Source organism: Nonomuraea recticatena, from assembly GCF_039533245.1.
GTDB classification, from domain to species: Bacteria; Actinomycetota; Actinomycetes; order Streptosporangiales; family Streptosporangiaceae; genus Nonomuraea; species Nonomuraea roseola.
In genome coordinates, this window is record NZ_BAAATE010000016.1 from 15,910 (window position 1) to 37,409 (window position 21,500).

Consider the following 21,500-nt stretch of genomic DNA (forward strand, 5'->3'; position numbering starts at 1 on the left):
AGCGCCACCCAAGGCGCGTGGCCGGCCTCCGTCCAGGGACACGGCAAGCGAGCGCGCGGGGCTGAGCCCCGTCACGGAAGGCGAATCACCAGATCCGCGGAATACCCTAGGGGGGTAGGGTGTTATGCTGAAGGAAGAGAGAGGCGGGGACCATGGCTGGATACACCGGCACCAGGCAAGACCACCTCCGGCGGCTGCGCCGGATCGAGGGCCAGGCGAGAGGCCTTCAGCGCATGGTGGAGGACGACAAGTACTGCATCGACATTCTCACCCAGGTGTCGGCCACCACGAGCGCCCTCCAGTCCTTCGCCCTCTCCCTGCTCGAGGAGCACCTGGCCCACTGCGTCGCCGAGGCCACCCTGAAGGGTGGCCCCGAGGCCGACGCGAAGGTCAAGGAAGCAGCCGAAGCGATCGCCAGACTCGTCCGTTCCTAGCAGTCCGCACCAAGCACCGAGGAGATATGACATGAGCACCGCCACCTACACCGTCAAGGGCATGACCTGCGGCCACTGCGTCAGCTCGGTCAAGGAGGAGGTCGGCGAGGTCTCCGGCGTCACCGGCGTCGAGGTCGACCTGGCCAGCGGCCTGCTGACCGTCGAGAGCGACAGCCCCGTCGAGACCGACCGGATCGTCGCCGCGGTCGAGGCCGCCGGATACGAAGTGGCGGACCGGTCGTGAACACCCCCGCCAAGCTCGTCACCTACGTCGCGGGCCTCGCCGTCGTCTTCGGCGCGGCCCTCGGCGTGGGCAGCGCAGTCGGTGAGGTCGGCGCCCCGCCCAAGGCCACCGCCCCCAGCGAGAGCGCCGGCCCCGCCGGCGCGGGCCACGGCGAGAGCACGAGCCACGGCGACCAGAACGGCGGCCAGAACAGCGCCACCACGAAACCCGCACAAGCAGCTGCACAGGATACCCCCGGGGGGCTCCAAGTGTCTCAGAACGGCTACACCCTCACCCCGCTCACCGCGACGATCAAGCCCGGCGAGCCCACCGACTTCGCCTTCACCGTGACGGCCCCCGACGGAAGGCCCGTCACCGACTACCAGGTCCAGCACGACAAGAAGGTCCACTTCATCGTCGTCTCCCGCGACCTCACCACCTTCCAGCACCTGCACCCCGAAGAGGGCGCCAACGGCGTCTGGACGGTCAAGCTGACCCTCCCCGAGGCCGGCGTCTACCGCGCCTACGCCGACATCTTCCCCACCGGCGCGAGCGCGCTGACCCTGGGCGCCGACCTGTTCGCCGCCGGCGACTACGCGCCCAAGGCGTTGCCGCAGGTCAGCCGTACCGCCGAGGTCGACGGCTACACGGTGACCCTCGACGGAGACCTGACCCCCGGCAAGTCGAGCAAGCTGACACTGAAGGTGAGCAAGGACGGCAAGCCGGTCACCGACCTGCAGCCCTACCTCGGGGCCTACGGCCACCTGGTGGCGCTGCGCGCGGGCGACCTGGCCTACCTCCACGTCCACCCGGACGGCGAACCCGGCGACGGCAAGACCAAGCCCGGTCCTGAGATCACCTTCTACGCCGAGGTGCCCAGCACCGGCGACTACCGCCTGTTCCTTGACTTCCAGCACGGCGGAGTCGTACGGACGGCGGACTTCACCGCCCGCGCGGGACAGGCGGCGGCGCCGGCGGCGAGCCCCACGGCCGCCCCCTCGGCCAGCCCGTCGGCGAGCCCGGCCTCCGACCACGACTCCACCCCGCACGGCCACTGACGCAGGATCGCGACGTAAGAAAGGAGAGGTGATGTCTCCCCTCACCGACGACAAGCCCCACGGCGCCGTCGAACTGTCCATCGGCGGCATGACCTGCGCGTCCTGCGCCAACAGGATCGAGCGCAAGCTGAACAAGCTCGAGGGCGTGACCGCGACGGTCAACTACGCGACGGAGAAGGCGAAGGTCACCTTTCCCGAGGGAGTCGACCCGCAGGAGCTGATCGCCACCGTGGAGTCGGCGGGTTACACCGCGGAGCTGCCCAAGCCGCCGCAGGCGGAGGGCGAGGAGCAGGAGCCGGAGGACGAGCTCAGGCCGCTGCGCAACAGGCTGGTCACCTCGCTGGTGCTGGCCGTTCCCGTGATCGCGATGGCGATGATCCCGCCGCTGCAGTTCACCAACTGGCAGTGGCTGTCGCTGACGCTGGCCGCGCCCGTCGTGGTCTACGCGGGCTGGCCGTTCCACAAGGCCGCGTGGACGAACCTGCGCCACGGCGCGGCGACCATGGACACGCTGGTCTCGATCGGCACCCTGGCCGCCTTCGCCTGGTCGCTGTGGGCGCTGTTCTTCGGCACGGCGGGCACGCCGGGCATGACGCACCCGTTCGAGTTCACGATCGCCAGGACCGACGGCTCGGGCAACATCTACCTCGAGGCCGCCGCGGGCGTCACCGCGTTCATCCTGGCGGGCCGCTACTTCGAGGCCAGGTCCAAGCGCAAGGCGGGCTCCGCGCTGCGGGCCCTGCTCGAGCTGGGCGCCAAGGACGTCGAACTGGCGGACGGCCGGCGCATCCCCACCGACCAGCTGAAGGTCGGCGACAGGTTCGTGGTGCGTCCCGGCGAGAAGATCGCCACGGACGGCGTGGTCGACGAGGGCACCAGCGCGGTCGACGCCTCGATGCTGACCGGCGAGTCGGTCCCGGTGGAGGTCCGCCCCGGCGACGCGGTGACCGGCGCGACGGTCAACGCCGGCGGCAGGCTGATCGTCCGGGCCACCAGGGTCGGCTCCGACACCCAGCTGGCCCAGATGGCCAAGCTCGTGGAGGACGCGCAGACCGGCAAGGCAGAGGTCCAGCGGCTGGCCGACAGGATCTCCGGCATCTTCGTCCCGATCGTCATCGCCCTGGCCATCGGCACGCTCGGCTTCTGGCTGGGCACCGGCGGCGGCGCGGGCGCGGCCTTCACCGCCGCGGTCGCGGTGCTGATCATCGCCTGCCCCTGCGCTCTGGGGCTGGCCACGCCGACCGCGCTGCTGGTCGGCACCGGCAGAGGCGCCCAGCTGGGCATCCTGATCAAGGGCCCGGAAGTGCTCGAGTCGACCAGGAAGATCGACACGGTCGTGCTGGACAAGACCGGCACGGTCACCGAGGGCAAGATGACGCTGACCGGCGTCCACCTGGCCGAGGGCGAGGAGCGCGAGGAGGTGCTGCGCCTCGCGGGAGCGCTGGAGCACGCCTCCGAGCACCCGATCGCGCAGGCCATCGCCCGCGCCGCCGATTCCAAGGCGACGGTCGAGGACTTCGCCAACGTCGAGGGCCTCGGCGTGCAGGGCATCGTCGACGGGCACGCCGTGCTCGTGGGCCGGCCCAGGCTGCTGGCCGAGTGGTCTCAGCACCTGCCCGAGGAGCTGACCGAGGCGCTGGAGCGCGAGCAGGAGGCCGGCCGTACCGCCGTGGCGGTCGGATGGGACGGCAAGGCGCGCGCGGTCCTCGTGGTGGCCGACGTCGTCAAGTCGACCTCCAAGGAGGCGATCCAGCAACTGAGGGCGCTGGGTCTGACCCCCGTGCTGCTCACCGGCGACAACGAGAAGGTGGCGAGGTCGGTCGCGGCCGAGGTCGGCATCGACGAGGTCATCGCCGAGGTCCTGCCCGCCGACAAGGTGGACGTGGTCAAGCGGCTGCAGGCCGAGGGCAAGTCGGTCGCCATGGTAGGCGACGGCGTCAACGACGCCGCCGCGCTCGCCCAGGCCGACCTGGGCCTGGCGATGGGCACGGGCACCGACGCGGCGATCGAGGCCTCCGACCTCACGCTGGTGCGCGGTGACCTGCGGGTGGCCGCCGACGCGATCAGGCTCTCCCGCAGGACGCTGGCCACGATCAAGGGCAACCTGTTCTGGGCCTTCGCCTACAACGTGGCGGCGCTGCCGCTAGCCGCGCTCGGGCTGCTCAACCCGATGATCGCCGGTGCCGCGATGGCCTTCTCCAGCGTCTTCGTGGTCACCAACAGCCTGCGTCTTCGCGGCTTCAAGTAGGCCCCAGCGGACGGCCGGCGTCATGGCGGCGCCGGCCGCCGCGAACAACGCCCCGAGCACCACCCAGCCCGGTGTGCCCCAGCCGATGACGAGGCTGGTGAGCAGCACCGGGCCCGCCATTCTCGCGATCGCCGTGCCGGTGCCGAAGAAGCCCTGGTACTGCCCCTGCTTGCCGGCGGGAGCCAGCCCGAAGCTGATCTCCCAGGCGCCCGAGGAGAGCATCATCTCCCCCAGCACCAGCAGCAGCGCCGCCGCCAGCAGGACGAACACGGTGTGCCCCTGCGAGAACACCAGGCACGAGGCGAACAGCACCAGGCCCGCCAGCCGTACGAATCGGGAGGCGGAGGCCAGGTCGCGGACCCTGCGCGCGACGCGCACCTGGAACAGCACGACGCACACGGTGTTGAGCACCAGCACGGCGGAGACGGTCCAGGCGGGCGCGTCGGTCCGCTGGACGATCCACAGCGGCAGCACCAGGCTGATCAGCGGCCTGTAGAGCAGCATGACCGTGTTGAGCAAGGTGATCGCGGCGTAGGGCCGGTCCCTGAGCACGGCGAGGCGCGGCTCCCCCTTCACCGCCGGCACGCCGGCCACGGCGGGCACCAGCGCGAGCACCCCCGCCGCGACCAGGTAGCTCGCCATGTCCACCGCGAAGACCGTGAGGTAGGCCGCCGAGGTGTCGAAGTGCAGCGCCAGGGCGCCGAGCCCGGCGCCGACCGCGATCCCCGCGTTGAGTGTGGACTGCAGCACCGCCCGCACCCTGGTGCGCTCGGCGGGCGGCACCAGCCCTGCCAGCAGCGCCTGCTGAGCGGCCGACAGCCCGCTCTGCGCGCCGGCGTAGAGGCAGACGGCCAGCACGAACAGCGGGAAGGAGCGCACCACGAGGAACGTGCCGACCCCCGCGCCCGTGGCCACCGCCAGCAGCACCGCGACGCCGCGCGGCCCCCGCCGGTCGGCCAGGTTCCCCAGCGGGACGCCCGCGACGGTGCCGAGCGCCCAGCCGATGGTCAGGCCGAGGCCGATCTCGAAGGGGGACAGGCCGACGATTCTGGTGAAGTACAGCGTCGAGGTGACGATGTAGGCCCCGTCGCCGATCGAGCTGGTGAGCTGGGCGACGGTGAGGACGCGGCGGGGATTCATCTACTTGAGCGATTCCGGGGTCATGTGGGTGATCACGCAGCCGTTGATCTGGCTGGCGCGCAGCCGTACCAACTCGAGAAGGGGCTTGGGCAGCCCGCTCTTCCCGATGACCTTCTCCAGCCCGGCCATCGCCTGGTAGGCGTCCGGGAGGATTGTGCCGATTTCCACCCTTTGCGTCATGAGGAGAGGTTAGAGGCGAGACTTGGCCGAGTGTAAGCTCCAATTCTTAGCGATCTGATTGGGCCAAGATGGACTTCCACATCAGCCTGGCGGGCAGGGGTGAGCTCGCCGCACAGATCTACCGGCAGCTGCGCGACGCGATCCTCGACGGACGGCTCAGGCAGGGCGAGCGGCTGCCGCCCACGCGGGAGCTGGCCCGCAGCCTCGACGTCGCCCGCAACACCGTGGCCGTCGCCTACGAACGCCTCACCGCCGACGGCTTCCTCGAGGGCAGGGCGGGCGCGGGCACGTTCGTCAGCGCGCCGGTCAGGCCCTCGACGCGGCGCAGGGCGCCGCACGGAAGCGGCGTAAGGCCGCGTGGGGTGTGGGGCGAGATCGCCGCAACGGAGATGAGAAGGAGCCCGCCGGCGTTCGACTTCAGGGTGGGCACGCCCGACCTGACCCTGTTCCCGCTGGAGAGCTGGCGGCGCCTGGTCACGCGCGAGCTGCGGGTGACGGCGGCCGGCTATCTCGCCCCTGAGGGGCACGAAGGGCTGCGCGTCGCCATCGCCCGCTATTTCGGCGTCTCCCGCTCGGTCCGGGCGGCGCCCGACGACGTGATCGTCACGCAGGGCGCCCAGCAGGCGCTCGACCTGGTCGGCAGGGTGCTGATCGAGCCGGGTGACTGCGTGGCGGTGGAGGAGCCGGGATACCCGCCCGCGCGGCGGCTGTTCCACTCGCTCGGCGCCCGCGTAGCGGGGGTGCCCGTCGACGCCGAGGGCCTGGACGTCACGGCCATCCCGCGCACGGCGCGGCTGGTCTACGTCACGCCGTCGCACCAGTTCCCCCTGGGCACGCCGATGTCGCTGGCCCGCCGTACGGCGCTGCTGTCCTGGGCGCGGCAGCGCGACGCCGTGGTGATCGAGGACGACTACGACAGCGAGTTCCGCTTCGAGGACCGCCCGCTGGAGCCGCTGCAGAGCCTGGACCGCAGCGGCAGGGTGATCTACGTCGGCTCCTTCTCCAAGACCCTCGCCCCGATGCTGCGTCTCGGCTTCCTCGTCGCCCCCGCCTCGCTGCAGCCCGCGCTGCGCGTCGCCAAGCAGCTGACCGACTGGCACAGCGAGACGACCGCGCAGGCGGCGCTGGCCAGGTTCATCGACGAGGGCCTGCTGGCCAGGCACGTGCGCAGGGCGACCAGGCAGTACGCGGCCAGGCACGTGCTGATCGCCGCGTTCCTTCGCGAGCACCTCGACCTGGTGCCGTCGGCCGCAGGGCTGCACCTGTGCGCCAAGGGAGAGGTGGATCCCGCACGGGCCCCCGAGGTCGCGGTCGAGAGCCTGCCGAGCTACTACGCGGGGCCGTCCGAGCAGGGCGTGGTGCTCGGCTACGGCGGCATCCCGCTGGAGCGGATCGGAGAGGGACTGCGGCGGCTCATTCCCGCGCTGCGGGTGAGACCATTGTCCCTTTGATACCTGGGGGGACTATGGCGGGCGATCTCGGCCTGCTTCGCGATCGCCGTTTCGCGTTGCTGTTCTCGGCCAGGACCGTCTCGGTCCTCGGCAGCTCCTTCGCGCCCGTCGCGCTGGCCTTCGGCATCCTCGAACTGCCCGGCGCCACGGCCACGACCCTGTCGGTCGTCCTCGCCGCCGAGGCGGTGCCGATGGTGGTCTTCATGCTGGTCGGTGGGGTGATCGCGGACCGGCTGCCCAGGAACAGGGTGATGTTCGCGGCGGACGCGATGAGCGCCCTGGCCTTCGCGGCCCTCGGCGTGATGCTGCTGACCCGCTGGACACCCATGCCCGCGCTGGTGATCGTCGCGGCGATCAGCGGCATCGCGGTGGCGATGATGTGGCCCGCGCTGGCCGGCATCATCCCCGACGTCGTGCCGCCCGAGCGGCTGCAGACCGGCAACGCGCTGCTCGGATTGGGCGCCAACTCCGCCCGCGTGCTGGGGCTGGTGCTGAGCGGGGCGACCGTGGCGCTGATCGGCGGCGGCTGGTCGCTGGTGGTCAGCGGGCTGATGTTCGCGGCGGGCGCCGGGCTCATCGCGGTGCTGCGGCTCAAGCCCGTGGAACGGCTGGCGGAGGAGAGGCACTCGGTGCTGGCCGACCTGCGCGACGGCTGGAAGGAGTTCATCTCGCGGCAGTGGCTGTGGGTGGTCGTCGCCCAGTTCTCCGTGCTGGTGATGGCCATGCAGGCGGCGCACGGCGTGCTCGGCCCGCTGCTGGCCAAGCAGAGCCTCGGAGGGGCGCCCGCGTGGTCGGCCGTGCTGGCGGGCGAGGCGGTCGGGATGATCGGCGGCGTGGTGGTCGCGATGCGGCTGCGGCCCAGGCGGCCGATCTTCCTCGGAACGCTGCTGACGCTGCCCACGGCGCTGCCGTACCTGCTGCTGGGGGTGGGGGCGCCGCTGTGGACGGTGGTGCTCGGCGCGGTGATCATGGGCGTCAGCATGGACGTCTTCGGGGTGCTGTGGCAGACCACGATGCAGCGGGAGATCCCCGCCGAGTCGCTGTCGCGCGTCAGCTCCTACGACGCGCTCGGATCGCTGATGTTCGGCCCGATCGGCCTGCTGGTGGCGGGCCCCGTCGCCGTCGCGATCGGCCCTGGCCCCGCGCTGGTCGGCTGCGCGGCGATCGTGGTGGTCTGCGGGCTGGCCGCGTTGACGTCGCCGGGGGTGCGCGGCCTCACCTCGCCGTGAGGCCGCGCGGCGGCGTGCCGCTCGGCGCCTTCCCCTAGATCAGGGCCGCGACGGCGCCTGCTGCTTCGGGATGCGCCTTCAGCAGGGCGGCGACCTCCGCGTGCCCAGGGCCGCCGCTGTCGGTGTCACCGGTCTGCCACTCGCCCGAACAGCCGAGCAGCGCCGCGACGGCGTCGGTCGGCGCGGGGTGGGCCGCGAGCAGGCCGGTGACGGGCCCCGCCACCACGGGAGCCCGGCCCCTGGTGCCCTTCGCGGACTGCGCCGACCACGGCGGCACCCACGCGTCGACGGCGGCCAGGCTCGCGGGATAGGTCAGGCCCGCCTCCCGCACCAGCACGGGCACCAGCTCGGGCGCCTCCCTGCGCAGCGTCGTGATCAGGTTCGGCAGCCACGGCAGCAGCACGTCGTCGGGCAGCCTGCCGAAGGCGCCCGACAGCACCTCCACCACGAAAGGCGTCAGCACGGGAGCGGGCTCGAGCGCCTGGACGAACCCGGTGATGTACAGCGGCACCGAGGGCACGACGAGAGGGTTGTTCAGCAGGTCGTCGCAGCGCGACCGCAGGTCCGCCATGGTCAGCAGCCCCAGCTGGAACTGCGCCGCCCACACCAGCGCCACCTTGGCGGGAGCCTCGGGGTGCGACTGCCGTACCGCGAGCTCGAGCTGAGCCCTGTCGCAGCCGAGCGAGATCGCCAGGCTCTCCATGGAGAACAGGAATCCGAGCATCGCGCCGACCTGGCGGACGCCGGTGTCCTCGTCGACGAAGGCGCTCGGCAGCAGCGTGCAGTAGTGCGCGTAGCCCGCCGTGACGAACGCCTCACACCAGCCGGGCAGCGCGCCGCCTGACGACCGGTAGTGCGCGAGCAGCCGCCTGATCCTGCGCAGCACCTCGGGCGCGTCGTCCACGGTCCGCTCGGCCGAGAGCAGCTCCACCGCCCGCGCCCCGAGCTCGTCGGTGAACCTGCGGCTGCCGAGGAACAGGATGGAGTCCTCGACCGCGCCCAGCACCACGGCGGCCGTGGCCTTCGGGTCCCACGCGGCGCGGCGCAGCCGCTGCTCCATGACCTGCTCGATGGTCACGCCCTCGTAGCCGAGCTCGATCAGCTCGCGCTGGTGTTTGCCGAGCCAGAGGTCCCAGCTCTCCTGGATCGACCGCTCGCCCAGCCTGCGCGAGCCCATGATGGGCTTCACCGCCCCTTCGGGCAGCAGGTAGCGCAGCATCCACAGCAGGTCGGAGCAGGGCACCAGCTCCGGGTTGAGGTCGAGGTTCATCAGCGCCCTGGACAGGGTGCGTTTCTGCAGGTCGAGCCCGAGCGGCTCCAGGCGGTCGAGCACGTCGCGGGCCAGCGGCGGCAGCGAGTCGTAGCCGACCTGGCCGATCCTGTCGCCGCCCAGCATGATCTCGCACAGGCGACGCACGTCGCGCCTGCCGGGCACGACGTCCTTCTCGATGCAGGTGACCGCGGCGTCCTGGAAGTCGTAGGGCGTGGGCCGCTTCCTGTTGCGCATGCCCGCCAGCAGGATGGAGGTCTCGTAGATCGCGATGGCGTCGGCCGTGCTGGCCAGGTAGCCGTTGCGCCTGGCCAACCGGACGATGTCGACACACCAGCCGAGCAGCTCGGCCTCGTCGAAGCCGTCGAGGGCGGGAGGCTGGGTCAGGAAGCCCGACAGCCTGTCGTCCCGTTCCAAGGGCGCGGGCGGCGGCAGGGCGCGGGCCTTGCTCTTGCCCCCCAGCTGGTACGGCGTGACGCCGCTGCGCTTGACCGCCTTGCTCCAGGTCGCCGAGGCGATCGAGACCGAGCCCGGCGCCAGGCCGAACTGCTCCTCGATCGCCGAGTGGCTGGAGGGGATGAGGCCGTAGAGCCAGCGGGTCGCCGTACGCGGGGTGATGTCGAGGTGCTCGCCCATCACGGGGCTGGCGGCGTGGAAGGCGCCGCAGACGTAGAGGCAGGTGTCGGGGTCCGCGCCGGTGGCGGCGAGGTGCTCGCGCATCCGCGTCCACATGTAGCGCTCGCGGTCCTCGTCCATCTCGTTGCCCTGGGGCCTCAGCCGCCTGAACAGGCTGCCGATCAGCACCATGACCTGCCGGTAGGTGTCATAGTCGGCGCCGACGAGGGGCTGCTCGACGTACTGGTCCCACCACTCCGACCAGTGCCGCACCTTGCCGTGGTGCAGCAGGTGCTCCTCCAGCTCGGCGAAGCGCGGGCGCAGGTCGCCGATCTCGACGCCCACGGCCTCGCCCCGCTCGCGCGGCTCCCACTGGAAGACGTGGTCGACCGAGCGGTCCACGAGCACGATCTCGACGCCGGGGGTGTCGAGGGCGTAGGCGATGGCCTGGTACTCCGCCGACGACTCGGTGATCGGCGCGATCACGCTCAGCGGCGCCCACTCGGGAGGGAAGCCCTCGATGTCGGTGGCGAAGGCCTGCAGCGCCACGGGAAGGCGGCAGTTGCGCAGCTCGTCGAGGACGGGCCGCAGGTCCTCGCACAGCTCCAGGTAGATGACCTTGGGCTGCTTCTCCCTCAGCCTGCGCGCCATCGCCAGCGCGGAGGCGGGCGAGTGGTGGCAGACGGGGAAGATCTCCAGCTCGGCCTTCAGCGCCTGCTCGACGTCGTCGACCAGGCCGGTGCCGAAGGCCGCGGCCGCGCCTGCGAGCTGCTCGCGCAGCGGGTCGAAAGGGCTCATGAGAGCGTGGCGATCGCCTGACGGCCGCCTTCGAGGAACTCCGGCCACTCGCCGCCGTCCTTCTTGCTGCGCGGCTCGACGACGCCGTGCCAGTACTTGTTGAGGATCGCCAGGTCCTCAGGGGTGCGCCTGGCCAGCGAGCCGACCAGCGAGCTCGCCAGCGTCGCCGCCCGCAGCGTGCTGTCGCCGAAGAACTGGCTGTGCAAAATCGCGTCCTCCAGCACGCCGATCTGCTCGGCCGTGGACAGCGCGGACTCCAGCTTCTGGTCGTCACTGGTGGCCGAGGCGGCGCCGGCGCGCAGGTCGGCGAAGCTCTGCAGCAGGATGTCGAGCAGCGTGGGCGGCACGTCCAGGTCGATCTGGTGCCTGCGCAGCAGTTCGGTGGTGCGGAAGCGGACGATCTCCGCCTCGCTCTTCTTGTTGGTCACCACCGGGATGCGGACGAAGTTGAAGCGCCGCTTCAGCGCCGAGGACAGGTCGTTGACACCCCTGTCACGGCTGTTGGCGGTGGCGATGATGGAGAAGCCGGGCTGCGCGAAGACGATGTTGTCCTCGCCCTCTCCCAGCTCGGGGATGGACACGTACTTCTCCGAGAGGATGGAGATGAGCGCGTCCTGCACGTCGCTGGTGGACCTGGTCAGCTCCTCGAAGCGGCCGATCACGCCCTTCTCCATCGCCGTCATGATCGGCGAGGGGATCATCGACTCGCGCGACTGGCCCTTGGCGATGACCATCGAGACGTTCCACGAGTACTTGATGTGGTCCTCGGTGGTGCCGGCCGTACCCTGCACGACCATGGTCGAGTTGCGGCAGATCGCGGCGGCGAGCAGTTCGGCCAGCCAGCTCTTGCCGGTGCCGGGGTCGCCGATGAGCAGCAGGCCGCGGTCGGAGGCGAGCGTGACGATGCTGCGCTCGACGAAGCTGCGGTCACCGAACCACTTCTGCGGGATCTCGCGGTCGAGGCCGTCCGAGCGCTCGGAGCCCAGCACGAAGATCCGCACCATGCGGGGGCTGAGCCGCCACGAGAACGGCTTGTGTCCTTGGTCGATCGACTCCAGGTAGTCGAGCTCTTCGGCGTACTTGGATTCAGCGGGGGCGCGCAGCACAGGGGTCTCCTAGGCGAGGAAGCTCTTGAGCTCGAGAACGAGTTTGCGGATGTGGCCCGAGATCACGGGCGTGCCCAGGTCCTTGAGCCGCTGCCTGAACCATGGGTCCACGCTCGCGTTACCCGAGCTGTTCACCGAGCCGACCGGGATGAACCTCACGCCCGAGCGATGCAGCGACTCGAAGTCGGTGATCAGCGAGCGGTTGTCGTAGAAGTCCGAGATCCACACCATGACGGTGTTCCGCGGATCGGTGATCTTGGGCCTGGCCAGGGCCATCGCGACGGTGCCGTTGGTGCCGCCGCCGAGTGTCGTGCGCAGCAGCACCTCGAACGGGTCGTGCACCCAGGGGGTGAGGTCGAGCGCCCTGGTGTCGTAGGCGACCAGGTGCACGTCGACCTTCGGCAGGCCGGCGAAGATCGAGGCGAGGATCGTGCAGTTGACCATCGCGTCGACCATCGAGCCCGACTGGTCGACGACCACGATCAGCTTGGCGGGCGTGGTCCTCTTCGCCGTCTGCCGGTAGAAGAGCTTGTCCACGTAGAGCCGCTCGTCCTCGGGGCTCCAGTTGGTGAGGTTCTTCCAGATCGTCCGCTCGAGGTCGAGGTTGCGGTAGACGCGCTTCGGCGGCACCGACCTGTCGATCACGCCCGAGCTGGTCTTCTCGACCTGGGTGCGCAGCACCTGGGCGACCTCGTCGACGAACCTGCGGATCAGCGCCTTGGCGTTGGCCAGCGCGATGCCCGACAGGTTGGCTTTGTCGCGCAGCAGCTGCTCGATGAGCGACATGCTGGGAGTGAGCTGGCCCGCCAGCTGCGGATCGGCCAGGACCTCGCGCAGGTGCATGCGCTTGACCAGGTCGGCCTCGATCTCCTTGAGGCCGTGGCCCTCGCCCATCACCTGCTGGAAGCAGGCGGCGTCGCGTTTCCAGGTGGCCAGCTGGGTGGCGGTGACCGTGCCCGACCCTGTGTTGAAGACGTTGAGCAGGAGCTTGGAGACCACGGCGGCCCTGCGGACGGGGTCGGGGTCCTCCAGGTCGATCTCGGGGAAGCGCTGCAGCAGGTTGTCCATCGACACCGAGGGGTCGAGCAGCGCCGCGGGAAGGCCGATGTCCTCCACGATGGCCACGCTGGCCGCCTCGAGCGCGGGCTGCTCGTCGGGCTCGAACAGCCGCGCCATGAGGCGCCAGTAGAGGACCTGCCGCCGGTTCTCGTCGCTCATTTGCGCAGCAACCGCCCTGCTCGCTCCTTGAGCACCGTCACCGCTTCGCCCGCCTTGGCCGCCTTGGGGCTGAGCGCCAGCTCGGCGTTGTGCGGCTTCTTCTTGCCCTTCTGCACGGCGAGCGGCTGCAGTGTCCACTGCCCGCCGTCCCACCTCATCAGCCCGACGCACGCGGAGGCGCCCTTGAGCACGTCATCGGTGATCGGGCCCGAGGTGGTCAGCCTGTCGAAGGTGTAGCCGCTCAGATCGCCTTCGACCAGCACGGGCTCGGCGATGCGCACGGGGTGGCGCTCCAGCGGGGGAACGGCGGGCGCCACGGCCCCCGCGAGCGCCACCCTCGCCGTCACGAACGGGTCGACGGGGTCCTTGAGCGTGACGCGGTCCTCGTGCCAGACCAGGTCGCCTCCGCCCAGCAGCGGCAGGTCCCTGACCTCGACGGCCCGCTGCTCGGCCAGCGCCCTGACCAGCTTCGGATATCCGCTCAGCAGCGGCCACACGGCCAGCCCGACGATGGTGTCGACCTTCGCGACGGTCACGCTGGTGCGCACCAGGCGCTCGTCCAGCACCCCGTGCACCTGCACCTGTACGGCGGTGCCGTGCTCCTGCACGTCCACGCCGAGGATCAGCAGCGTCCCCGACACCTCTTCGACGGCGGGCTCTGGCCAGCCGCCCTGCGACAGCAGCAGCGCCCTCGTCCACAGGTCCGCCCACCTGCGCCTGGGCAGCCGCTCCATCGTCGCGACGGGACATGACGCGCTCAGCTCGGCGGCCAGCCCGTCGAGCAGGACAGCCAGCCTGCGCATGCCGGGATCGGCGAGCAGCGCCTCGATCGGCTGCGCCGAGGCGGAGACCAGGTCGTGGTCGACACCCTTCCACCCCGTGATGGCCAGTTCGGCCAGCCACGACCGGCAGCCCACGCCCGCGGCCGAGCGGCCCTCTCCCGCGACGTACTCCGCTCTCCGCCTGCCCATGGCCGTGTCGAGCTGGGACAGCAGCGCGTCGTGCACCGCGCCGAGCAGCGCGGCCCGGCCACCGGCCAGCACCGTCAGGTGCTCCTCCGCGACCGACCCCGCGGCGATCTTCTCCGCGGCCTCGGCCGCCCGCTGCCCGAGCGGTGTGCTCGCCAGCGCGCCCGCCAGGTCTCTCAGCTGGTCTCCCGCGAGCCTCGCGAAGCCGTGCGTCAGGGCCTCGTCGAACCCTGCCACGACCTCGAGGGCCTCTTCGACTCCCTCCGAGGGAGCGTCCATTCGCATCAACGGAACCAATGCATCTCGGGGATGGGCACGGTGGACTCAGGCAGCTCCAGGTAGGCCAGGTGCCGCAGGAAGCGGCTGAACACCATGGCCGCGGGCGCCGCTTCGGGCTGACCGCTGAGGAGGGCGCCCTCCTCGGCCCTGAGGTAGCGCGCGACCCTGTCGACGCCGTACTGCAGCACCGCCTCGTCACGCAGGGCGTGCAGGTGCTTGCACGCCGATCCCCTCAGTCCGCCGCACGGGCGGTTGTTGTTCGTGCTGCAGTTGATGGTGAGCGTCCCCGCGGTGATCGAGGAGACGTACACCCGCTCGATGTCGGAACCGCTCGACACGACACCCTGCAGCCGCCCGTCCGCCAGCTCGACGAAGGGCACTTTCGCCAGTTTGCGGGGCTGGACAGGCGCGACGACTCTCTCCGCGCTGGCCTGTTCCCACGCGGGTCTGTCCGCGTTCACGACCTCGACCTCCAGCCCTGACGGCTCATGGATGATCAGTGACCCGGTAATTTACCCCAAAGCCCAGCAGGGTCAATTCGCGGTGCTTTTTGGGTGTGCCGACCGTGGCGGTCGCCGTCCCAAGGTTGAGCTCTTCGTCGCGCGCGACCACGTCGCGGGCCTCGGGTCGCGGCGACTCCACGAGCGGGTCAAGGTATCCCATAGCCGCGTGATCACCGCATATCCGCTGGGCACAGGCACGGTATGGCATACAACGCACGGGTCACCGGCTGGGTCGGATGGGTCTGGTTCGCCGGCATGATGATGATCATGGTCGGCATGTTCAACATCCTGACCGGGTCGCTGGCTATCGTCGGCGACGACCTCTACGTCACCGCCGCCGGTCGGCTGCTGGCCTTCGACATCACCGGCTGGGGATGGATCCATCTGATCCTCGGCATCCTGGCGGTGATCACGGGCGTCGCGCTGTCGGTGGGCCAGACCTGGGCCAGAGTGGTCGGCGCGGTCCTGGTGATGCTCAACGCGCTGACCCAGATGGCCTGGATCAACGTCAACCCGTGGTGGTCGCTCATCGTCATCGCCCTGGACGTGTTCGTCCTCTACGCGATCATCGTGCACGGCCGGGAGGCGGCGGCGCTGAACGACTGACACGTCAGGGGGCAGCACAGCAGGCCCGTCACCAGCGGGGTCCGGAGGGCCGATGAGAGGCCAGGGAGCATCCTTCCGCCGCCTCCACGCGCGGCTCTTCCGCTCGGTGCGCGGCAGAGCGACGCTCGTCGCGCTGGGCGTCGCCGCCACCGTGCTCCTGGTGTGCGCGATCCTGGTCAGGACGCTCCTCCAGCTGTCCACGGAGGACGTCGCCTCCGCCAGGGCGGCCCACGCGGCGCTGCACGTCGCCTTCCAGATCACCGTGACGCCGGTGAACGACCCCATCCCTGTGCTGCCGGGCGAGAGCGACATGCTCCAGGTCGTGGCGGACGACGGCAGGGTGCTCGGCGCCACGCCCCCGTTGCGCGGCCTGCCGCCGATCTCCCGCGCCCGCCCCCTCGAAGCGGACAGCAGGGTCGACACCACCGAGTGCCCCTCCTCCCTGCCCACCTGCGTGCGCGTCGTCGGCATCGCGGTGGGCCAGACCGCGTACGGCACGCCCGTTCTGGTCTACGGCGCCGTGCCCTTCCCCTCGGGCGTCAGCGGATGGCAGGGGAACGTCCTGCTCGCCGTCATGGCGATCGTCCTGCTGACGCTGATCGGCCTGGCCACGTGGACCACGATCGGCACCGCGCTGCGACCCGTGGAGGCCATCACGAGGGAGATGGCCGAGATCAGCGGCACGGCCGCGCTCCACAGGCGGGTGCCCGTCCCCGAGACCTCGGGCGAGATCCAGCGGCTCGCGGAGACCGTCAACCACACGCTCGGGCATCTCCAGCAGGCCACCGAGCAGCAGCGGCGATTCGTCTCCGACGCCTCCCACGACCTGCGCAACCCCATCACGGGCCTGCTGACGCGGCTGGAGGTCGCGCTCGACGATCCCCAGGACTCCGACTGGAAGTCCACGGTGCGGGCGGCGCTGCGCGACACCCAGCGGCTGAGCGACATCGTGGCCGACCTGCTCGAGCTGGCCCGCCTCGACGCGGGCGCCTTCCAACCCGCCGAGCGCCTTGACCTGGCCGAGCTGGTCGTCTCCGAGGTGGAGCTGCACCGTCGGCGCGTGCCCATCGTCACCCGCCTGGCGGCGGGGACGGTCGTGGAGGCCAACAGGCTCCGCCTGGCGCGGGTGCTCGGCAACCTGCTGGCCAACGCCGAGCGGCACGCGCACTCCGTGATCGAGGTGAGCGTCTGGACGGACCACTCCCAGGGGCAGGCGGTGCTGGAGGTCCACGACGACGGGGAGGGCATTCCCTTCGAGGCCAGGGAGCGGGTCTTCGACAGGTTCGCCAGGCTCGACAGCGCACGCCGTCTCGACACCGGCGGCACCGGGCTCGGCCTGCCGATCGCCCGCGAGATCGCCCGCTCGTACGGCGGATCGCTCGTCGTGGCCGACAGCGAACGCGGCGCCCGCCTGGTGTTGAGACTCCCGGCGCTTTCGTAGGACGGCTCAGCCGGCGAAGCGCTGACGCCGCACGAGCCCTGGGCGCCCTGCCCGCCCGAGGTCAGCGGGAGGGCGACGGCGCGGCCGATCCCCCGGCCAGACCGAGCTCCTCCGTCGGGACCCTGTAGGTCTCGCGCGCCGTGGCCACGGCGATCGCGCTGATGGCGCAGAGGATCGCGGTGAAGATCCCGACGCCGGTCCAGCCCTGCAGGCCGAGCCAGCCCTCAGGCGAGACGATCCCCGCCGCGGAGGCGACGGCGAAGCCCGCGATCGCGAAGCCGATCTGCGTGCCGATCGCCATGCCGGAGAGCCTGACCCTGGTGCTGAACATCTCGCCGTAGAGAGAGGGCCAGATGCCGTTGGAGGCGCTGTAGACGACGCCGAGCGTGAGGATCCCGACGAGGAAGATCAGCGGGTAGTTCTTGGAGTTGATCGCAGCGAGATAGGCGAAGATCATGATCGGACTGCCGACGGCGCCGACGAGGAAGACCGGCCTGCGGCCGATGCGGTCCGACAGCCTGGCCCACAGCGGGATGGCGACGAGGGCGACCGCGTTGGCGGCCACGCCCACCCAGAGCATGGTGGCCCTGTCGAGCCCGATCGCGTCACTCGTGGCGTAGTTGAGCGCCCACACGGTGAAGATCGTGCTCACGGTGGCGATGAGGGCGGCGCCCACCACGCGCAGCACGCTGCTCCAGTGGTCGCGGAAGAGCACGGCCAGCGGCATCTTCGGGACCGTCCCCTTGGCGACCTCCTGCTCGAAGGCAGGCGTCTCCTCCAGCTTCCTGCGGATGATCCAGCCGGCGACGGCGACGGCGACGCTGAGCCAGAACGGCACGCGCCATCCCCAGCTGAGCAGCTGCTCCTCGGGCAGGGCCGCCACGGGGATGAAGACGAAGGTCGCGAGGATCTGGCCGAACTGGGTGCCGTTCAGTGTGAAGCTGGTGAAGTAGCCGCGACGGTCGGCCGGTGCGTGTTCGAGCGTCATGGAGTTGGCGCTGGCCTGCTCACCGGCGGCGGACAGGCCCTGCAGGACCCGCAGCAGGACCAGCAGCACAGGCGCCAGGCCGCCGATCTGGTCCCGCGTGGGCAGGCAGCCGATGAGGAACGTCGAGACGCCCATGAGGACGAGCGTGAAGACCATGATCTTCTTGCGGCCGAACCTGTCGCCGACGTGGCCGAGGAAGAAGGCGCCCACGGGCCTGGCGGCGTAGGCGACGCCGAAGCTGGCCAGCGACTGCAGGGTGGCGGTCGCGGGGTCGGAGTCGTCGAAGAAGACCTTGGAGAAGATGAGGGCCGCTGCGCTGCCGTAGATGAAGAAGTCGTAGTACTCCAGAGCGCTGCCGATCCACGCGGCGACGGCCGCCTTGCGCGGCGTTCCCTGCTGGGCGCCCGGTGAACTGTCGGTCACGGTTGCTCCTTCGGTGAGGCGGTCCCCCCGCGACCAGTGGTTACGAACTAGATAGTTAATTAACGCTGCCGCAATGCTGCAGGTGACGCTCGTCACATGTCAAGACGCTCTAGATAAGTAACGTACTAGTCCGTACATTAACTGCATGACGTCGTACCTGACCGGGCTGATCGGCTCCGGCATCGGCCCCTCGCTCAGCCCGCCGCTGCACGAGCGGGAGGCCGCGCACCACGGCCTGAGCTACGTCTACCGGCTGCTCGACACCGACGTCCTCGGGCAGGACGTCGGTGAGCTGGTCCGCACCGCCAGGCGTTTCGGTTACGACGGGCTCAACATCACCCATCCGTGCAAGCAGGCCGTCATCCCCCATCTGGACGAGCTGTCGGATGACGCCCGCATGCTGGGCGCCGTCAACACGGTGGTCTTCGACGGCGAGCGCGCCATCGGCCACAACACCGACTGGACGGGCTTCGCCGAGTCGTTCGCCAGGGGCCTGCCCGACGCGCCCACCAGGCGGGTCGTCCAACTCGGCGCGGGAGGCGCGGGGGCGGCCGTGGCGCACGCGCTGCTCACCATGGGAGCCGACACGCTCACCGTCGTCGACGCCGATCCGGCGAGGGCGACGGCCCTGGCAGCCGAGCTGGAGACCCGGTTCGGGACCGGGCGGGCGCGCCCCGCCGTCCAGGCCGACCTGCCCGAGCTGCTCGCCGGCGCGGACGGCCTGGCGCACGCCACCCCGACCGGCATGGCGCGCCACCCTGGACTGCCGCTGCCCGCCTCCCTGCTGCGTCCGGGCCTGTGGGTCGCCGACATCGTCTACCGGCCGCTGGAGACCGAGCTGCTGCGGCAGGCCCGCGCGCTGGGCTGCAGAACGCTGGACGGCGGCGGCATGGTCGTCTTCCAGGCCGCGCACGCCTTCCGCCTGTTCACCGGCCGCGTTCCCGACACCGAGCGGATGCTCACCCACCTGACCGATCTGGTCGCCGCCTGAGGAGGAGCCATGCGCAAGTCCATCGCCACCGTGTCGGTGAGCGGCACGCTGACGGAGAAGCTGGCCGCGATCGCCGCCGCCGGCTTCGACGGCGTGGAGCTCTTCGAGAACGACCTGCTGACCTGCCCACTGCCGCCGGAGGAGGTACGGCTGCGCGCCGCCGACCTGGGCCTGTCGATCGAGCTCTATCAGCCCTTCCGCGACTTCGAGGCCATGCCGTCGCCCGACCTGCGCAGGGCCGAGCGCAAGTTCCGCGTGATGGAGCGGCTCGGCGCCGACACGCTGCTGGTCTGCTCCAACGTCTCGCCCCAGGCGGTCGACGACGACGAGCTGGCCGCCTCCCAGCTGCGGCTCCTGGCCGAAAGGGCCGCCGAGCACGGCATCAGGATCGCCTACGAGGCGCTGGCATGGGGGCGGCACGTCAACGAGTACCTCCACGCCTGGCGGATCGTCCGGCTGGCCGACCACCCCAACCTGGGCACCTGCCTCGACAGCTTCCACATCCTGTCGCGCGGCTCCGACCCCATCGGCATCGAGGCCATCCCCGGGGAGAAGATCTTCTTCCTCCAGCTCGCCGACGCCCCGCTGCTGGCGATGGACGTGCTCCAGTGGAGCCGCCACTACCGCTGCTTCCCCGGCCAGGGCACCTTCGACCTGGCGGGCCTGGTAGGCCACGCGCTGAAGGCCGGATACGAGGGGCCGCTGTCGCTCGAGGTGTTCAACGACCATTTCCGGCAGGCCGACGCCGGCCGTACCTCCCGTGACGGCATGCGCTCGCTCATCGCCCTGGAGCAGGCCCTGCGCGGCGCCGACCACCCCGCCGAGCCCACCGGCTTCGCGTTCGCCGAGCTCGCGGGGCCCGTCGGCGGTGTGCTGACCGCGCTCGGTTTCACCAGGACCGGCGCACACCCTGACGAACCGGTCGAGCTGTGGGAGCAGGGCGAGGCCCGCCTCCTGGTCGACACCGCGGCGGCCGACCCCTCACTGCTCGCCGTCGGCCTGGAGACACCCGACCAGGCCGCGGCGACCGAGCACGCCGCTTCGCTGCTGTCGCCGACGATGGAAGCTCCCGACGGCACGAGACACTCCTTCCCCGACGCGGCATGGCGCGACGGCTTCGCCCCTTCCCTCCCTGCCCCTGGCGACATCACCCACATCGACCACGTGGCGCTCACCCAGCCATGGCACCACTTCGACGGGGCCACGCTCTTCTACCGCACCGTGCTCGGCCTCCGCCCCCAGGAGAGCCTGGAACTGCCCGACCCCTACGGACTGCTCCGCAGCAAGGCGATGTCGAGCGCCGACGGCAGGGTCCGCGTGGTGCTCAACCTCGCCCAGGTCGGGGCTGAGAGCATGCCGCTGCAACACGTCGCGCTGGCCACCGACGATCTCCTGGCCACCGCTCGCAGGCTCCGCGCCGAGCATCCGGAGCTGCTGCTGCCGATCCCCTGCAACTACTACGACGACCTCGACGCCGACCCCTCGCTGAGAGAGCTGGGAGTCCTCCACGACCGCGACGAGCACGGCGAGTTCCTGCACCTCTACACCGTCACCGTCGGACGCGTCTTCTTCGAGATCGTCCAGCGCATCGGTGGCTACAGGGGATACGGGGCGGTCAACGCCCCGGTCCGCCTCGCCGTACAACACCTAAGATGGGCCAATGACCTCGCAGCCCGCCACCAGGGAGCGTCAGCGTGACGCCGACAGAACCAGGGCGGAGATCCTCGAGGTCGCCCAGCACGAGTTCGCGCGCCACGGGTACGCGGGGGCGAGGGTCGACGAGATCGCCGCCCTCATGCGCACGACCAAGCGCATGATCTACTACTACTTCGGCAGCAAGGAACAGCTCTACATCGCGGTCCTGGAGAAGGCCTACGCCGAGGTGCGCGAGGTCGAGCGCACGGTCGACGTGGAGCACCTGGCGCCCGTCGAGGCCATCCGCACACTGGCCGAGCTCACCTTCGACCACCACGACGCGCACCGCGAGTTCATCAAGCTCGTCGCCATCGAGAACATCCACCAAGCCGAGCACATCCGCAAGTCCGAGGCGCTGGGCAACCTCGGCACGCCGGTGCTCGACCTCATCGAGCGCATCCTCGACGCGGGCACCGCGAGCGGCGACTTCGTCACCGAGGCCGACGCCATCGACGTGCACATGATGATCAGCGCGTTCTGCTTCTTCCGCGTGGCCAACCAGCACACGTTCGGGGCGCTGTTCGGCCGCGACATGACCGCGCCCGAGCACCGCGACAGGCAGCGCGGCATGGTCGGCGAGATGATCGTCGGGTACCTGCGCGGCGGCGGCGCGAGACCCTGAGGCGCGCCCGGCCG

General features: G+C 70.7%; 20 protein-coding genes. 11 read left to right on the top strand and 9 right to left on the bottom strand.

Going from position 1 to position 21,500, the window contains the following annotated elements; all coding sequences use genetic code 11:
- The first annotated feature begins 152 nt into the window (after positions 1-152).
- The 4 genes from ABFX50_RS27625 to ABFX50_RS27640 are packed head-to-tail and all read left to right on the top strand — an operon-like array spanning position 153 to position 3,963.
- Positions 153-434, top strand: coding sequence for a metal-sensitive transcriptional regulator (locus ABFX50_RS27625; protein WP_183653066.1), 282 nt, complete (start codon positions 153-155; stop codon positions 432-434).
- A 31-nt stretch (positions 435-465) separates the two neighbouring features.
- Entirely contained in the window at positions 466-678 is a 213-nt protein-coding gene (locus ABFX50_RS27630) for a heavy-metal-associated domain-containing protein (RefSeq protein WP_183653068.1), read from the top strand.
- The gene (locus ABFX50_RS27635; RefSeq protein WP_346150240.1) at positions 675-1,715 is read left to right on the top strand and encodes a hypothetical protein; all 1,041 of its coding nucleotides are present in this window, start codon (positions 675-677) and stop codon (positions 1,713-1,715) included. Before ABFX50_RS27630 ends, ABFX50_RS27635 begins: the two co-directional genes overlap by 4 nt.
- A gap of 31 nt (positions 1,716-1,746) precedes the next feature.
- Positions 1,747-3,963: a heavy metal translocating P-type ATPase gene (locus ABFX50_RS27640; protein ID WP_346150241.1), complete on the top strand. Its 2,217-nt coding sequence runs from the start codon at positions 1,747-1,749 to the stop codon at positions 3,961-3,963.
- On the opposite strand, the gene ABFX50_RS27645 is transcribed toward ABFX50_RS27640, so the two are convergent.
- Positions 3,859-5,103, bottom strand: coding sequence for an MFS transporter (locus tag ABFX50_RS27645; protein ID WP_183653073.1), 1,245 nt, complete (start codon positions 5,101-5,103; stop codon positions 3,859-3,861). The genes ABFX50_RS27640 and ABFX50_RS27645 overlap by 105 nt on opposite strands.
- Positions 5,104-5,283, bottom strand: a complete 180-nt coding sequence (locus ABFX50_RS27650) for a carboxymuconolactone decarboxylase family protein (RefSeq protein WP_346150242.1) — start codon at positions 5,281-5,283, stop codon at positions 5,104-5,106.
- 68 nt (positions 5,284-5,351) lie between these two features.
- Between ABFX50_RS27650 and pdxR the strand changes: the two genes are divergently transcribed.
- Both pdxR and ABFX50_RS27660 read left to right on the top strand, forming a co-directional pair.
- Positions 5,352-6,734 (top strand): MocR-like pyridoxine biosynthesis transcription factor PdxR, encoded by a 1,383-nt coding sequence (pdxR, locus tag ABFX50_RS27655; protein ID WP_346150243.1) that lies wholly within the window; start codon positions 5,352-5,354, stop codon positions 6,732-6,734.
- Between the two features lie 14 nt (positions 6,735-6,748).
- Complete coding sequence (locus tag ABFX50_RS27660) at positions 6,749-7,963, top strand: MFS transporter (protein WP_346150244.1); 1,215 nt, start codon at positions 6,749-6,751, stop codon at positions 7,961-7,963.
- A gap of 34 nt (positions 7,964-7,997) precedes the next feature.
- Here ABFX50_RS27660 and ABFX50_RS27665 read toward each other — a convergent pair whose 3' ends face one another.
- From ABFX50_RS27665 to ABFX50_RS27690, 6 genes are read right to left on the bottom strand one after another with little or no spacing between them, the layout of a single operon-like run.
- A complete protein-coding gene (locus tag ABFX50_RS27665; protein ID WP_346150245.1) occupies positions 7,998-10,646 on the bottom strand; it encodes a DUF5682 family protein in 2,649 nt (882 codons plus the stop codon).
- Positions 10,643-11,752: an ATP-binding protein gene (locus ABFX50_RS27670; RefSeq protein WP_183653089.1), complete on the bottom strand. Its 1,110-nt coding sequence runs from the start codon at positions 11,750-11,752 to the stop codon at positions 10,643-10,645. The genes ABFX50_RS27665 and ABFX50_RS27670 overlap by 4 nt, the downstream gene beginning before the upstream one ends.
- 9 nt (positions 11,753-11,761) lie before the next feature.
- Positions 11,762-12,970, bottom strand: coding sequence for a VWA domain-containing protein (locus tag ABFX50_RS27675; RefSeq protein ID WP_346127470.1), 1,209 nt, complete (start codon positions 12,968-12,970; stop codon positions 11,762-11,764).
- Positions 12,967-14,217 (bottom strand): hypothetical protein, encoded by a 1,251-nt coding sequence (locus ABFX50_RS27680; protein ID WP_346150246.1) that lies wholly within the window; start codon positions 14,215-14,217, stop codon positions 12,967-12,969. The genes ABFX50_RS27675 and ABFX50_RS27680 overlap by 4 nt, the downstream gene beginning before the upstream one ends.
- 5 nt (positions 14,218-14,222) lie before the next feature.
- A complete protein-coding gene (locus ABFX50_RS27685) occupies positions 14,223-14,678 on the bottom strand; it encodes a hypothetical protein (RefSeq protein WP_183653099.1) in 456 nt (151 codons plus the stop codon).
- 25 nt (positions 14,679-14,703) lie between these two features.
- Positions 14,704-14,880, bottom strand: coding sequence for a hypothetical protein (locus tag ABFX50_RS27690; RefSeq protein WP_346150247.1), 177 nt, complete (start codon positions 14,878-14,880; stop codon positions 14,704-14,706).
- A 41-nt stretch (positions 14,881-14,921) separates the two neighbouring features.
- Here ABFX50_RS27690 and ABFX50_RS27695 point away from each other — a divergent pair, with 41 nt between their 5' ends.
- Both ABFX50_RS27695 and ABFX50_RS27700 read left to right on the top strand, forming a co-directional pair.
- Complete coding sequence (locus ABFX50_RS27695) at positions 14,922-15,326, top strand: DUF7144 family membrane protein (protein WP_346150248.1); 405 nt, start codon at positions 14,922-14,924, stop codon at positions 15,324-15,326.
- Positions 15,327-15,378: 52 nt separating this feature from the next.
- On the top strand, positions 15,379-16,767 hold the full coding sequence (locus tag ABFX50_RS27700) for a sensor histidine kinase (protein ID WP_346150249.1): 1,389 nt from the start codon (positions 15,379-15,381) through the stop codon (positions 16,765-16,767).
- 61 nt (positions 16,768-16,828) lie between these two features.
- Here the strand turns inward: ABFX50_RS27700 and ABFX50_RS27705 are convergent, their stop codons facing one another.
- Positions 16,829-18,178, bottom strand: coding sequence for an MFS transporter (locus ABFX50_RS27705; RefSeq protein ID WP_346150250.1), 1,350 nt, complete (start codon positions 18,176-18,178; stop codon positions 16,829-16,831).
- Positions 18,179-18,323: 145 nt separating this feature from the next.
- On the opposite strand from ABFX50_RS27705, the gene ABFX50_RS27710 reads away from it, so the two are divergent.
- From ABFX50_RS27710 to ABFX50_RS27720, 3 genes are read left to right on the top strand one after another with little or no spacing between them, the layout of a single operon-like run.
- Positions 18,324-19,169, top strand: coding sequence for a shikimate dehydrogenase (locus tag ABFX50_RS27710; RefSeq protein WP_346150251.1), 846 nt, complete (start codon positions 18,324-18,326; stop codon positions 19,167-19,169).
- Between the two features lie 9 nt (positions 19,170-19,178).
- Positions 19,179-20,867, top strand: coding sequence for a sugar phosphate isomerase/epimerase and 4-hydroxyphenylpyruvate domain-containing protein (locus tag ABFX50_RS27715; RefSeq protein WP_346150252.1), 1,689 nt, complete (start codon positions 19,179-19,181; stop codon positions 20,865-20,867).
- Positions 20,830-21,486, top strand: coding sequence for a TetR family transcriptional regulator (locus ABFX50_RS27720; RefSeq protein ID WP_346150253.1), 657 nt, complete (start codon positions 20,830-20,832; stop codon positions 21,484-21,486). Before ABFX50_RS27715 ends, ABFX50_RS27720 begins: the two co-directional genes overlap by 38 nt.
- Positions 21,487-21,500 lie beyond the last annotated feature (14 nt).